The 13,909-nt window shown below is 57.8% G+C and carries 9 protein-coding genes and 1 pseudogene; 6 read left to right on the top strand and 4 right to left on the bottom strand.

The genetic code is table 11. The annotated features are described in order from the left end of the window. Positions 1-99: 99 nt before the first annotated feature. Positions 100-312, bottom strand: coding sequence for a response regulator transcription factor (locus tag CWO91_RS11090; protein WP_130213491.1), 213 nt, complete (start codon positions 310-312; stop codon positions 100-102). A 594-nt stretch (positions 313-906) separates the two neighbouring features. On the opposite strand from CWO91_RS11090, the gene aepX reads away from it, so the two are divergent. The 6 genes and pseudogenes from aepX (at position 907) to CWO91_RS11060 (ending at position 6,097) form a co-directional block, all read left to right on the top strand. Continuing rightward, a complete protein-coding gene (gene aepX / locus CWO91_RS11085) occupies positions 907-1,779 on the top strand; it encodes a phosphoenolpyruvate mutase (protein ID WP_130213506.1) in 873 nt (290 codons plus the stop codon). 359 nt (positions 1,780-2,138) lie between these two features. Beyond that, positions 2,139-2,942, top strand: coding sequence for a phosphocholine cytidylyltransferase family protein (locus CWO91_RS11080; protein ID WP_130213490.1), 804 nt, complete (start codon positions 2,139-2,141; stop codon positions 2,940-2,942). A gap of 7 nt (positions 2,943-2,949) precedes the next feature. Continuing rightward, positions 2,950-3,555 (top strand): CDP-alcohol phosphatidyltransferase family protein, encoded by a 606-nt coding sequence (locus CWO91_RS11075; RefSeq protein ID WP_130213489.1) that lies wholly within the window; start codon positions 2,950-2,952, stop codon positions 3,553-3,555. A gap of 241 nt (positions 3,556-3,796) precedes the next feature. After that, complete coding sequence (locus CWO91_RS11070) at positions 3,797-4,906, top strand: pyridoxal phosphate-dependent aminotransferase (RefSeq protein WP_130213488.1); 1,110 nt, start codon at positions 3,797-3,799, stop codon at positions 4,904-4,906. Positions 4,907-5,487: 581 nt separating this feature from the next. Further along, on the top strand, positions 5,488-5,670 hold the full coding sequence (locus tag CWO91_RS11065) for a type II toxin-antitoxin system HicA family toxin (protein ID WP_349643573.1): 183 nt from the start codon (positions 5,488-5,490) through the stop codon (positions 5,668-5,670). 47 nt (positions 5,671-5,717) lie between these two features. Beyond that, a pseudogene (locus CWO91_RS11060) lies at positions 5,718-6,097 on the top strand (type II toxin-antitoxin system HicB family antitoxin). Between the two features lie 424 nt (positions 6,098-6,521). On the opposite strand, the gene CWO91_RS11055 reads toward CWO91_RS11060, so the two are convergent. From CWO91_RS11055 to CWO91_RS11045, 3 genes are all read right to left on the bottom strand, one after another. Then, the gene (locus tag CWO91_RS11055) at positions 6,522-8,321 is read right to left on the bottom strand and encodes a DEAD/DEAH box helicase (protein WP_130213487.1); all 1,800 of its coding nucleotides are present in this window, start codon (positions 8,319-8,321) and stop codon (positions 6,522-6,524) included. 595 nt (positions 8,322-8,916) lie between these two features. Continuing rightward, positions 8,917-10,419, bottom strand: a complete 1,503-nt coding sequence (locus CWO91_RS11050; RefSeq protein ID WP_245471205.1) for an alkaline phosphatase family protein — start codon at positions 10,417-10,419, stop codon at positions 8,917-8,919. Positions 10,420-11,421: 1,002 nt separating this feature from the next. Further along, positions 11,422-12,837, bottom strand: coding sequence for an MATE family efflux transporter (locus CWO91_RS11045; protein WP_130213485.1), 1,416 nt, complete (start codon positions 12,835-12,837; stop codon positions 11,422-11,424). Between the last annotated feature and the right edge of the window lie 1,072 nt (positions 12,838-13,909).

The raw sequence follows: 13,909 nt of genomic DNA, 5'->3' as shown, positions 1-13,909 counted from the left end.
TACAGCTGCGGGCGCGCAATTCGCTTCGCATTCCGCCGGAGCAACCCACAGTCGCCCCTTACATTTCGCTCTGCATCAGCGGCAACGGAACCGCGGCCGTTACTCAATAAGACGCAGACGCCGCGCCTTGACGACGCACTGGGTACGGCTGGTCGTTTCCAGCTTTCGCATCGCATTCTTGACGTGAAAGTTGACGGTGTTCTCGCTTACTTTCAGGATGACTCCGATGGCCCAGGATGACTTCCCCTCCTCGACCCATCGCAAACACTGTTTTTGCCGTTTCGACAGCACAACCTCTTGCACATCCGCCATGAGTTTCTCCTGGAGCTGAGAGGACGTGGCATGAGATCAGCAAATGCCGTACCAGTCAGTAGCACCGCAAACTCTCGCAGCAGGACAAGATCTTGGGAGATTGCCGGTTCACTTCTCCGGAGACTGCCATCCAACTGCAGCCATATCGACGGGATTGCGACATATGTCGAAAACGCAACAGCAGTATTTACGACAACCGTAGCAGTCGATATTTGCTCAACATCTGTGTGAGCTGGATATCACCCTTGGCCAGGCGTTCCTCCTGCAAGGGTGAATGCTCTGTGAAGGGCCGTAGCACCCGGCTGGCGAGCCGAGATCCTTCATTTGCACCAAAGCTTTCCTTTCCAAGGTGTCGGCTCCGACCCACCCATCACAACAGCCCCGCGTTCGGCGCCATGCTATGGCGATAATGCAAGCTTTTACGTCCCAATCAACTACCAACGCTGGTCATTGATCGGCATCACAACAAAAAGGTATGAGCAGTGCGGTTTGCGCCAATGGAAGGCCGGCCTTCAGGACTTCTGTATGAAGGATCAATCACAACCCAATCGGCCCAACGCAGGTCATCAATGCACTCGGCCGTCGCCTGTCGAAATACTTCGCACCCAGGTCTGCTCGAATGGTGAGCTCTCGTTTCTGATGGAAGCGCATGACGGCCTGTCCGCTACAATCGCCCAGCGCTCGGGATTCAAGGGGCTCTGGGCGTCCGGTCTGTCGATTGCCTGTTCTCTAGGTTACCGCGACGCGAACGAAGCCTCGTGGAGCCAGCTTGTCGACGCCGTTGAGCGGATCGTGGATTCAAGCCAACTTCCGGTCCTTGTCGACGGAGATGGCGGCTTCGGGAACTTCAACAATGCCCGCCTGCTGGCTCGCAAGCTCCGTGAGCGGGGCGCCGCGGGTGTTGCACTGGAAGACAGCTGTTTTCCGAAGATGAACTCGTTTGTTGGGGATCGGCACCCCCTCGCCGATATCGACGAATTCTCGGGCCGCCTCCGGGCAGTGAAGGATACGGTCGCGGACGACTTGGTTCTGGTGGCAAGGATCGAGGCGTTGATCGCTGGGTATGAGATGGACGAAGCACTTTTGCGCGCTCACGCCTACGCCGACGCGGGAGCCGATGCGATCCTCATTCATTCGCGAAGGAGCACCGCGGACGAAATCCTTTCGTTCGCGCGCGCCTGGCAGAGCACATTGCCCGTCGTGATCGTTCCGACGAAATACTACCGAACGCCGATCTCTGTATACCGTAAAGCCCGCATCTCAACGGTGATCTGGGCCAACCACTCCATGCGAGCGGCAATAGCGGCAATGCGGCAAGTCTGCCGTCGCATCATCGCTGAGGAAAACACCGCGAGCGTTGAGCCGAATATTGCTACTCTCGACGAAGTCTTCGAACTTTTGAAGTACGACGAACTCGCCCGTGCGGAAGCGTTATATCTGCGGCCCGACGCTGAATTGCGCAAATAGGGTTTCGTCGACACAGGAGCATATTCGTTGCCGAAGACCTACCGTCCTGGACTTCCTGCTAGCTGGCCAGGTGCGACTTCAATCTCAAATGGCTTTCGTTGTACTGAGATGTCCTTAGATGGCGTAGCACGCCTCACTCGGCCGAATTACGCATTTTGCCATCTGGGCAGCAGCTCGAGGTACCGGATCCATGGCCTCCCTGCTCTTTGGAAAAGGACCGACGAGCACCATTTGTCTGCCTTCACGCTTGAGGTTCATTTTCAAGGCTCCGGCAAGCTTGATTTCGCTTCAGCAAGCATACGCTGCGGCGAAGACACTCGTAGGTGTTTCACCTTAGCGGAGCGACGAAAAGGAACTAAATGGTGATCGATGCTCCCAAGAACGCCGTTATTCTCGCCGCTGGCTGCGGCTCTCGCCTGCGTCCTCTGACAGATCTGAGGCCGAAGCCGCTCATCGAGGTCAATGGCACTTCGATTCTTCACAACGCTCTGCGCAATCTGGAAACTGTCGGCGTGGAAGAGGTGACGATCGTCGTGGGTTACCGCAAAGACGCCATTCAGTATGCCTGCGGCAGCCGCTTTGGCGGGCTCAGAATCAAATATGTCGAGTCGACTGTTTTTGACCGCACCGGAAGCGCCTATTCTTTGTGGCTGGCGCGCGACGCGCTTCTCTCCGGAGACTGCTTTCTTCTCGAGGGCGACGTCTTTTTCGAAGAGGATGCATTGCGATACTTGATTGTGTGCCGTGGGACTGACGTGGCCGCAGTCCCTCCCTTCGATGATTCCATGGAAGGATCAGCCGTTCTGTTGTCGCAGAACGGCTCCATCTCAGGCTTTCGAATGAAGCAAACGGCGTCAAATCTTGTTGCGGATGGCCCAAAGCTATTCAAGACGATGAACCTATTACGTCTCTCGGCGCCGACACTCAAGGCAACGATCGTTCCGGCGCTGGACGATATCATCGCTGCCGGGGCTAGGCAGACCTACACCGAAGAACTTTTGGGTTATCTGATAGAAAGACGAGGTTTACAGCTCGCAGCGGCGCGATGCGATGGCCTCAGCTGGTACGAAATTGATAATGCTGAGGATTTGCAAATTGCCGAGCGCATTTTCAGGAACCGAAGGAACGCCTACACGCCGACACGTGATTTGCAGACTAGGTGAGAGTCCAATGCTAAAATACCTTTGGGATCCTGCGAACGCCATAACAATCACAGGTCTCCTCTTTTCCTCCACCAGCCTATTTCTTGCTCTCTCTGAGCGCCTCGAGCTATCTGTGGCAGTAGCGCTTTGGGCTGTTCTATCGGATCACCTCGATGGGTTTGTGGCAGGTCGTACGAAGGGTCGCGATCCAGATGTTGCAAAGATGGGAGCGAGCCTCGACGGGTTTGCGGATATTGTCTATGGAGCCGTTCTGCCTGCGGTAATTGTGGTACAAGTCAGCCAAGCCTCGCCGCTCGCCCTTGCGACCGCAACCATGCTACTGGTCGCTGGTGCAGTAAGGCTTAGCTACTTTGCGAACTTTGGCCGGTCGTGCGATGAGTGCTTCTTAGGCGTTCCCTTGTCTTACGACGTGCCGTTCCTGGCGCTCTTATTTCTTCTTAAACCTCTCATTCCTACTGAAGCATTTTCTGACGTCGTGAGCATTGGCTTCTTGCTGCTCGCTATGGCGCATGTTGCGCCTGTTCGTGTGCCACCACTCAGCGCAACAATGTATGCGGCAATAAGCATCTTCGCAGTCGCATCATCGGCGGCTTTGGCCAGTCGGTCCCTTTGATTGCGGATGGAAGTATGATCCAGCGAGTGAGCTGCTGCTTGTTGCAGGCTTCCCTACCATGCAGGTCACGTGATGGCGTGTAGTCTCGCCAATTGCAATGTGCGCGCACCAGTCATATTGCCGGGCACATTTTTTCACGCGAATCGGCGCAGACCGATGGTCGTTCGCCGTGAGCTAATCGAGAGGACGCGATCGTTCTGGAATTTTCGTCGGCCCTGAAACGTTTCAGCTGGTCTCACTCATGAACAGCACTGCACAAATCAACGTACCGCTTAGGTCGGATGACGTCTCTGACCTCGTCAACCGATTCCCCGGCGGCTATTGGAAGTATGACATCAAGGACTTCGTCCTTCTGGTGAATCCATATTTTCCGCCGCAAGCGTTCCTTGACGAACTTAAGGACGCTCTACCGCGGCTTATCACCTGCTATCCCTCTCCTAATGTGCAGATGCTTCAGCTTCTTGCGGATGCGGTGAAGATTCCGGCGCATAATCTTGTCATTTGCAATGGCGTGGCTGAACTGATTCCCATCCTTCTTGGTCGACTGGGTATGAGGATTGCGGTCCCGGTCCCAACCTTCAATCCCTATGAAACCACCGCCTTGCCCGGGCAGTTGTCGCGCTTTATCCTGCCACCGCCAGATTTTGAACTCGATGTGCACTGCTATGCAGCGTTTGCGCGTGCAAATGGTGTCGACGGCGCGGTCGTGATATCGCCGAATAATCCAACTTCGCGGATCGTTCCCTATGCGGATTTGCTATATCTCGCTTCCGCGCTTCGAGCTCAACAGCAACTCCTATTGATCGATGAGTCATTCATCGAGTTTAGTGAAGTCGGACGAAGTGCGAGCCTGGAAAATCACTTGCTCGAATTTCCCAATGTGATCGTTCTCAAAAGCCTCGGAAAGATTTACGGGACATGCGGTTTGCGGATCGGGTATGCGGCATCGGCAAATGCACAGACGATAAACGAAATTAGAGCTGCCCTGCCCACGTGGAATGTCAACACGTTTGCGGAGTTTTTTCTAAGCAAGCTTCCTCACCTGGCGCACGCGGCGAAGCAGAGTTGGATGAGGGTAGGCAGCGACAGGGACAAATTGTACGCAGACCTACGCAGCATCGACGGCATGAGAGTTCTGAAGCCGGATGCAAATTTCGTGTTCTGCGAACTCCCGCCCCATTTTCCGGATGGGGACGTGATCGCCTCAAAACTTTTAAAAGATAGACGGATATTGATCAGGCACAATGGCGGCAAGACGCTTCAGAATGGCAAACGATTCTTGCGCATCGCAAGCCGCACTGAAGACGACAATAGGCTTTTGGTGGAAGCACTGAGAGTCATTTCTGATTAGCGCAACCGCCCCCGGTACCGAGCCTTCGAATTCGACGGGACAGCTCTCCTAGACTTTCTTTGGCACCGCACGAAAGGCACAGGCCACGGCTCCGCCGGCGCGGGCCAAGCAAACTCCATTACGCTGATCTTCTATTTGGTCGGTCGAGCGGAATTAAAGAAGATCAAGGCGCTGCGCAATCACATCGCGGTTCTCGACGCGCGGTCGGCGACCACAATCCTCCGGCGCGGATCGACTATGTACAGCACGGTGGCTGTTCTTCAAGCCTACCTAATCTGGTATGTTTTGGAGACCCTGAACCAGTCGCTGAACCTGCGAAGACATCGCTGGTAACCAAGAAACCTGCGGATGCAGCCTCCTGAGTGCTTCCGCGATCTCGGAAATGAGTGCGTTGTAGTCGTCAGAGAGCTTGTCCGGGGAACTCTGCCTTTGCTTTTTCTTCGGTGGACTGTCGGTCATCATCCAGTCCGCTGCAGCGAGAATGAACTCGGTTTCTCCAGGGTTGCTCAAGAGAAGGGGCTGTGCCGGCGTCATTCGGCGGCTTGCGCTTCACGCAACGTTATGATCCGTCGCCATCCGCGATCGCAGACAACCCTATCCGCAACAAGGCCAATGGTTGGGAACAGGTCGACCAGAAGGGTAGCCACGTTCAGTTCAAGCATCCAACTAAGTCGGGCCGCGTCACGGTCCCCCATCCTAAGAGGGATATCCCGATCGGAACGATCAAGAGCATCGAGAAGCAAGCCGATTTGAAGTTGAAATGACAGCGTATAGAGAGGGCCATCGGCCCACCCAAAGGAGGGGAGCTTTCATGCGACACTACATTGCCCTGATCCATAACGACGCAGACAGCGATTACGGCGTTTCTTTTCCTGATCTTCCCGGCGTGATCACCGCTGGTATGGATCTGGACGATGCGCGCGCTATGGCCGCTGAAGCCTTGGCCCTTCATCTACAGGGACTGGCGGAGGATGGCGAAGCCGTACCTGAACCCTCCTCTCTCGAGGAGATCATGGCGAACGCCGAGAATAGAAACCGCGTTGCCGTGCTCATTCTAGCACCTGCGGAAGAGGTAAAGAGTGTGCGCTTCCCGCCGACGTTTTGAGCGAGATCGACCACTATGCCGAACAGCACGGCTTCACTCGATCCGGTTTTCTTGCGCAAGCCGCGAAGAAAGCGATGGCTGCCTGACTAGAGCTGCATCCGATCAAGCTGTACCGTCTCCGAGCGCCGCAAGCTGTTGCGGCTGAAGTCACACGACAATAAGCGTCCCCGGTAGGGAGTGGGCCTCGCTTTAGGACTTATAGGAAGCAGAGGACCTGCAACATCGTCGAGACGTTAGACACCCGACCTTTCTGGAAGTGGAAGATCCGGTTCGCCTTCGCCGACGGACAGGGTTTCGCGGGATGCGATCACGCGCGACACTGAGGTGAGCGAGGCAACGCTAGCGTCGACAATCTTCCGGGCACAGTCCATGCAATATCTATCCCAACTGCGCCCCGCCCGCACGTTAAGCCGTTGATCACCCCGCTTAATCTCGTGACGCGCGTTCGCCTGACATTTGTGAGCGCGCAGCGCGGCGTCGATTTCGATCCTGATGACGAGCGAACGAAGCTTACCCACCGAACACCTCCGCGACGGCTCGGGCGACGATTCCGTCAAGGTCATCTTCAATTCGGTCGAGTTCGTCGCGCGAGAACTCATGCCGCTGACGAGAGCTACGGCCAACCAGCGCATTCGCCTGGCGGTCAATCGCAGATTTCAGAACAACGTAGTTGCTGAGGCCTCGGCGACTGCGGTCCAGCGTTCGCCCCTCGGGGTTGATTTGTCTCTCGGCTAGGACACGTCCGGTTGCGGTCGTAATCCGAGCGTCCAATTCACTTCGAGCTGCCTGACGCTGACGCTGACGGGTTACCGGGACGGGCTGTAGCTCCTGCATGGCGTCCCGGACCTGATCTGGAGAGTATCCCCGTCCTTGAAGCACGTGGAGCGCCTCGATCGCGGCTTGGTCGTGCAGAAGTGGGATCTCCTGGAGATGCACACCGGTCTGCCCGCGGACTTCCAGGCCTTCCCGGATGTCCCGGGCCGCCGGCTCGATTTCGAGCTCGTCACCAACCCCGAAATCCAACCCCTCGATCGGCAATAGTTGGTCAAAAAATTCTTGGTCGGCTTGGGAGTACCGCTGAAAGTCTTCCCAACGGCGGGCGACGTTTCCACCCGCGTGAAATACGACCACGCCACGGTTGCGCAAGCTCGCGGGATTGTTCTGGTCGGTCACCCGCATAATGCGTCCGACGAATTGCACGAACGGCGAGAGATTGCCGAACACGCTGAAGACCGCGGCAACTGCAAGTTTCGGATGGTCGAAGCCCTCTCCGAGCTTTCGGACTTGGACAATAACGTCGAGTTGATCTGCCTCCAGCCGTTGCATGACGCGCTCGTTCGCGGTGCCCTCTTCGCGAGAGTGGACATAGTCGGCGCGGCGGTTGCGTGCCCGATAGGCTCCTACGATCTGGTGGCAATGATCGAAGTTAAGCGCAGAAGCGATGATCTTCAAAGCCGGGTCACCGCTCTCGGTGCGAAGACGATCCAGTTCCCGGATGGAAGCATCCACGATCGTATTTAGCGTCTCGGTAGATGTGACGATGCTGCGTCGGAAGTCTGCATCTTCCTCACCCAACCGACGGACCTCGTCGAGATCGACTTCTATCTCTTGCCCGTCCTCGTTGCGCACATAGCGGAGCGTGCGTGGATTGAGCACTACTGCCTTCAGGCGCTTCACGTATCCGGCTTGGATTGCGGAGGCGATCGGGTATGAGTACAGTATGCGACCGGCCATCAACTCGCCGTCGGCCCTTAGCGGCGTCGCGGAGAAGTTCACGATCTTCGCGGCTGGAAATTTCTCCTTAAGCGTCGTCCACGTTGCTGCGACGTTGTGATGTCCTTCATCGAACAAGACAACGTCGAAGAAGTCACCGGGGAGATCCTGGAGCCAGCGGTTGTAAGTTCCCTGGAGTTGCTGGATATTCGTGACCACGATTTCGGCTTCATCTAAGTCGGACCGGTTCACAGTCGTGCCACGGATTTCAACGGGCTCGGGGTATGGCTGCCCATTCAGGACGCCTCTAGCCGAGTAAAAATGGCTGTTTCCGGAAGGATCAACGTCTCGGAGCAACTGTTTCGCAATCGCGACGTTTGGCGCCACGACCAGCGTGCGGGCCGAGCGAAACGCGAAGGGCGTGATGGCAATCGTCCCAGACTTGCCGCAGCCGACTGGCAGAACGATTCCCACTTCACGTTCGTCTGTGATTTCCTGGGCGAAGTCCGCGAGGTGTCGGTAGGCCTCGCGCTGCGGCTCGCGGAGTTGCTGATTGCCGTTGATGTTCGGCGTGCGGTTCTGAAATGGTGAGGGCATAGGACTCTTGACACATACTAACCCAACTTGCCCTCCGGCCTTGCAGAGCGCAGAAGGCCGGGGTCCACTGTTGGACTTTCGGATTATTAGTTAGGAACGACGATCTCGCAGCCTTGAGCCGCGCGCATCATTTCCTGCTTAATGCAGATCCACCAGGCGCCGAACTGCTTCCGGTCGGGTAGAGCGGATTTTTGCTTGGCGAGGCGGGGCTCATTTTTACCCCGCCACGGCAGCTGCGAACTAGGCTAGGCGCCCGCAATGTTCGCAGCGCGGCCGCCCTCCGGTGCCGGAGGCGAGATATTGCCGTTCGATGTTATTGCCCTCGGTACACTTGTCGTTGTCGTGATAGACGTTTCGCGCATTGGGCTTCTTTGAATGAAATGGTGAAACTTTCGTCATAAATCGGGCCTTCCCAATGGATGGTATTTATTCGCACAGGATAGCAAACATGTGGGTTTGATTTGATGCAGTGACCCTGGGGTCAGCGCATAAATTTCGCGCTCCATCGAATTTTTCGACGAATTCCACCATCGATCACCGATCGAGATACGCTACGCGACTACCCCCTTGATGAGGTTTGCGGATCGACGCTCATTTATGTCAGGTTGCTGGGACGAGCTACGACGTCAGCAGAATCAAGATAGACGGCCTCGCCGACCTGCACACGACGAAGGTGCTGCCGGTATGCGCCGCTGCTGGTCTCGTATATCTTCGCAATCGTACTAGGCAGGTCCTCTCCATCATGGATAAAGACCTCTGCGAGGGCACGACCGGTCATCGTTGCCGGCCGCGAGAGGCCCAGAAGACCGAGCACTGTCGGCGCAAAATCGCAAATACTCGAGGGCACTTGTGAGGCGAAGTCGCCTTTGATCAGCGGTCCCGCCAAAATGCCGACCGACGACATCTCCTTGGCATGCAACCCGCCGTGCACTCCGAAGCCGACAGGCCCATCCGCACTCCAAGTGCGGCCGCTAAGGCCAAATGGATCGAGTCTGTCATCCGACCGGAACGAGAACAGGATGTCCGCCGATCGGGCATGGTCGGCGAACACCAAATGGCGGGCAAAGCTGCCCGGTGCAATGCCATCGACCGCGCCACCCCCGGTGAACACCGGTCCACACCAGGGCCTTTCGATCATCGCCCCGACCGCGCGGCGGATAACGGTTTCCGATGGCTCGGTGAGGTAAATTGCTCCGACCTGCCCAGGTATGACGATGGCATCGATCCCGGCGGCCGGTGTCGGGCCGCAGCGCATCCCCGCAGCCTCAAGCGTCTCGAATAGATCGGCCCTCGCATGTACCGTCACGTGTCCATGATCGGAGGCGGCGATCAGGTGCACGCCTTGGGACAAGCCCTCAGCCTCCCACCAATCGAGCACGCGGCCAAACTGCCGATCGACAAAGCTGATTGCTTCAAGCGTCTTTGGCGCGCCGGTCCCACAATCGTGCGAGGAGATATCGGGCTCGCCGAAGGAGAGGATTGCGACGTCGGGCCGAAGCCGAGGCCAGATTACGTCGAGAAACGCTGAAGTCAGAAAGGCTTGAGAGGCGAGATCTGGGGTGCCCGTGGGCGGGGGCGCCGGCGTCGGCCCCAGCAGAGTCTCCACTTCTCTGAGCATCTCGGCCGAGGTCGCGATGCAAGGGAAGTGACCGGAGAGCGTCACTTGGCCGAACTTTCGAGCCTTATGGTTCAGCAGGCGCGTTGCCCCCGCCGAGTTGGAAGCCAGGACCACGAAGGTCCTGCCGTTCGCCGCTAGGATCTCGCCAAGTGACGGCACACCTAGTAGATGGCCGCCGCTCGCGGCATCAAGATCCTCGATCATGCGCGCGTCACTCGTGTCGACGGAGCGCGGAACCGGCGACTGCTGGTCAAGATATGAGTTTCCAACGATGCCGTGGCGATCCGGCGTCGCGCCCGTCACGAGGCTCGTGAGCGCTATTCGTGTTTCGCTGGGATAGACGGTGCGCTGCCGGGCCAGCACCGCACCGCGGCGCTGAAGCCTGACCAGATTCGGCGTTAGTGATGGCTTGACGAGATCGGGTCGAAGCCCGTCGAACAGCACGATGAGAACCCGATTCCGGTGCGGTCGTTCGAACATGATCGTAAAGCTTTCGTCTAGCTGGGAGGTAGCGGATCGGGAGCGCCCAGGACTTGGCTGACGCACCAGCGCCATCGACTTGGAGCGGACGCTGATCGCTCACGCTAGCGCAATGCGGGTACGGAGCTCCCGGCTATGCTGACCAACGCCCGGCCGGCGTGTCGACCGGTCCCGAGCCGGGATGAGCGGCTCGCGAGCGCCAGCAGCTCTCCTCGGCCGTAGTCTGGGCCGAGTTGGATTGGACAGTGGCTGCAGTGTCAGCAGTTTGGTCTGAGCATGGTCGCCTGATGCAGGTCTCCGGGCGCAGCGCAAAGCCTCGGAATTTATCACAGGCCTTGAGGGCAGCCCAACCGCGGCGGGACGTTAGGCAGGACATCGAACAAGCCTAGGGTCGCCTTGGCGTCGCAAGCAAGATTGGCAAATGCCGCGTCCAAGCAAACCTGCTCGCCGCCGTAGCCGATCCTGATCTGGTCGCCATCGCGATTGAGCCAGGAATCGCGGTTGATGTGGGTCCTTTCGCGTGGCGGCTTGATCCAGCGATTGCGATCCATCTCGTGTGGTTGGGAGGAATTCCGCAGCTGTGGAGCTTGCACACACCGGTCGGCGTGTTGAAAATTGATATGCCTGACTAACAGTGATCGCATCGACGCCCGGTGCGCGCCGCTGGGCCGCACGATTTGCGGGCTTTGTTCTCGAAGGGAGGGACCCGTTGAGCCATTCTGCCAAGAGTGACAAGTTTGAAAGCCTGCAAGTCGTCAAAGGACACTTTGAGGATTCCTACTCGCTCTCAAACGAGCTAACCACTTTGGTTATCGTTTTTTGAAATGAAATGATCGAAGAATACGATGCTAGTTGCTATTTCTTCTTACCTATCTTTGCAGTCGCGCCATGAAGCGCAACGTTCAATTTTTCAGCCAGTCTTGCGTTCGACCCGGTCGCATCGGCACCGGCAAGCATGCTGGCGTATCGTCGCCGTTTGGCAGCAGTGATGCTGCGCGCGCATCAGTGAACGCGGCTTGTCAAGTGGCGGAACCGCAGGACGAGGAGCGCCGCATAGATGGTGGTTCCGATCGACAAGCCAATCCATATACCAATGGCGCCTAAACCGACCCTCAGGCCGAGCCAATAGCTGAGGGAAAAGCCGATCAGCCACCAAGCAATGGCCGCAAACAGAAGCGGCACCCGCGTGTCCTTCAGTCCGCGCAGGCCGCCTGCCGCAATGCACTGGGCGGCGTCAGTGACAAAGAGCGTTGCGCCGACGATGAGGAGCTTTGCAGCGAGACCAATCGTTGCTTCGGAATCGCGCGCCGCTCTGCCCACGAACAGCTCGACGATCTCAAAACGCGCGGCGATCAGCGCGAGGGTTAGCATTGCAGCTATGACAATACCGATCAACATCGCGGCCAGATTTGCCCGCTTGACGCCTGCACTGTCGTTGCGGCCGGCTGCATGGCCAACGCGCACGGCTGCGGCCGTGGCAACGCCGACATAAATCATGAACAGGATCGCGGCGATCTGAACAACGATCTGATGAGCGACCAGTGCACTGGTGCTGATCAAGCCGGCCAGCAGCGACGTGGCCCAAAATAGTCCCGACTCGATCAATGACGCGATGGAGATCGGCGTTCCAATTGCGATGAGCTGCCGCATTGCGCGCCAATCGAAACGCCAGAGTTGCGCAAGCACATGGTAATCACGGAACGGTAGGCGCAGGGCAGCGAACCACAAACCGGCCAAAAACATCCCGCAGTTCACCAGCGTGGTCGCAAGCCCCGCCCCGAACAGCTCCAGCCGGGGCAGCCCAAGCTTCCCATAGATCAGCATATATACCAGCAAGGCATTGAGGGGGATGGCTGACAGCGTAATCCAGAAGACAGGCTGTGGCCGATTGACCGCCCCCATGAAACTGCGGATAGCCAAAAACGCCAGTGCCGGAGCCGCGCTGAAGGCTAATCCGAACAGGTATTGCTGGGCAAGCCGCGCCACATCTGGGGCCTGGCCTAACGCAAGCAATATTTGCTCTGCTCGCAGCGCCACAGCAATGATCGGGAACGACAGGATCAGGGCCGTCCATAAGCCCATGCGCAGCGCACGCCGTACCGCCGCTCGATTATTCGCCCCAAACGCCTGCGCTGCCAAAGGCGCGATGGCACTTAGTAGCCCCACGCCGAAGGTGATGCTGATGAGATAGAAACGGCTTGCCAGCGCTGCCGCGGCGAGCGCCTCAGTGCTGAGGCGCCCGATGAAGGCAAGATCAGTCGTTATCATTGCGATCTGCCCAACCTGCGTCAGCACCATTGGCCACGCCAGTTTCGCGGTTTCGCTGAGCTCGACAACGAAACGATGCATGGTCGTGCGGCCAGTCACTTTTCGCGAGATAGATACCGGCCTTGTCTCGGCTATCTTGTCCATAATCATGCCGCCCTTGGCATCGGCGAGCGACGTGCCGCCTCATTCACGGGCCGGTTCCTGACCGGAATTCGCGGTCAGCCCGCGATGCAGGCTCACAGGCAGCCTCCTGCGGCCGCACGTTTAGAGGCGAAAACGGACCACGGCTTGGACGCTGGGCTTCGACCAGCGCGGTCTCGATTTTCGCATGCGATAACCAAGGAGAGGCTGCAGATGCCGCCGCAGACTTGGCCAATCGCCGCAATCGCGCAACGGTGACGGCGCGCATCGGGCTCGAGCGAGGTCGATCACAGAGGCAAATTCATACGCGAGCCACTGCGTTGATGCGAAGATTGGAGGACCCGAACTCGGACCCGATCCACGCCATGAACTGAGGCCCATCATCCCGTAAGCCATCTGCACTCCTGAGCAATGATGAGATTCTACCCTTCAAAGCCCATGCCAACTGCGACAGCTTGATTACAGATGCTTGCTCATCCAAGCGGCCTCTCGCGGGATCGGCAGCATGTCGCAAATACGACAATCGGCATTGCACGCTCGAGCCCCTGAGGGCGGCGATGCGACCACACGATGAGTGGCGATTTCATCGGTTATGAAGATCTGGGGTTATGATCTGACGCGATGATTCGTCACGAGCTCTGTACACTCGCGCCTGCTCGCGACTGAATCAGAACCGGCCCCACAGGTCCCTCCCATGGACCGCCGGAGAGATCTCCAAGCCCTTCCGCCCGTCTTGACCAGGAAGACTATTTCCAGCACACATTAACGCGTCAGTCGTGTTCGCCTCCACAAGTGATCACCATCGTCTGGAATCCGTGATCGCGATCGCCTCGATCGCTGATCACCATTCCTGGAATACGCAGATGGTTCATGAGCGCGAGCGAACGCGCTAATCCTGAATTGTATGAACTGTTCCGGCACTGGCTCGTGCAATGGCGTCATGTTTGCGCAGCAGGCTGCCTCCCATCGTGGGGCGTCACCGAGTTTGGCAAGCGGATCACGGAACGGCAGGCAAAGGGGCTTGCGAGGCGGCGGGTCCTTCTTCTGCCGGCATGCCACACGGCCCAAGCGCCCCGGAAAA

The sequence above is a fragment of the Bradyrhizobium genosp. SA-3 genome (genome assembly GCF_004212635.1).
Taxonomy (GTDB): domain Bacteria; phylum Pseudomonadota; class Alphaproteobacteria; order Rhizobiales; family Xanthobacteraceae; genus Bradyrhizobium.
The sequence above is the reverse complement of the archived record's forward strand: the minus strand, read 5'-3'. Positions and strand labels throughout refer to the sequence as shown.

What these genes read in the sequence shown, in the direction of transcription:
- CWO91_RS11090 (WP_130213491.1), bottom strand. Translation starts at nt 312, where the DNA reads ATGGCGGATGTGCAAGAGGTTGTGCTGTCGAAACGGCAAAAACAGTGT.
- CWO91_RS11080 (WP_130213490.1), top strand. Translation starts at nt 2,139, where the DNA reads ATGGTGATCGATGCTCCCAAGAACGCCGTTATTCTCGCCGCTGGCTGC.
- CWO91_RS11075 (WP_130213489.1), top strand. Translation starts at nt 2,950, where the DNA reads ATGCTAAAATACCTTTGGGATCCTGCGAACGCCATAACAATCACAGGT.
- CWO91_RS11070 (WP_130213488.1), top strand. Translation starts at nt 3,797, where the DNA reads ATGAACAGCACTGCACAAATCAACGTACCGCTTAGGTCGGATGACGTC.
- CWO91_RS11055 (WP_130213487.1), bottom strand. Translation starts at nt 8,321, where the DNA reads ATGCCCTCACCATTTCAGAACCGCACGCCGAACATCAACGGCAATCAG.
- CWO91_RS11050 (WP_245471205.1), bottom strand. Translation starts at nt 10,419, where the DNA reads ATGTTCGAACGACCGCACCGGAATCGGGTTCTCATCGTGCTGTTCGAC.
- CWO91_RS11045 (WP_130213485.1), bottom strand. Translation starts at nt 12,837, where the DNA reads ATGATTATGGACAAGATAGCCGAGACAAGGCCGGTATCTATCTCGCGA.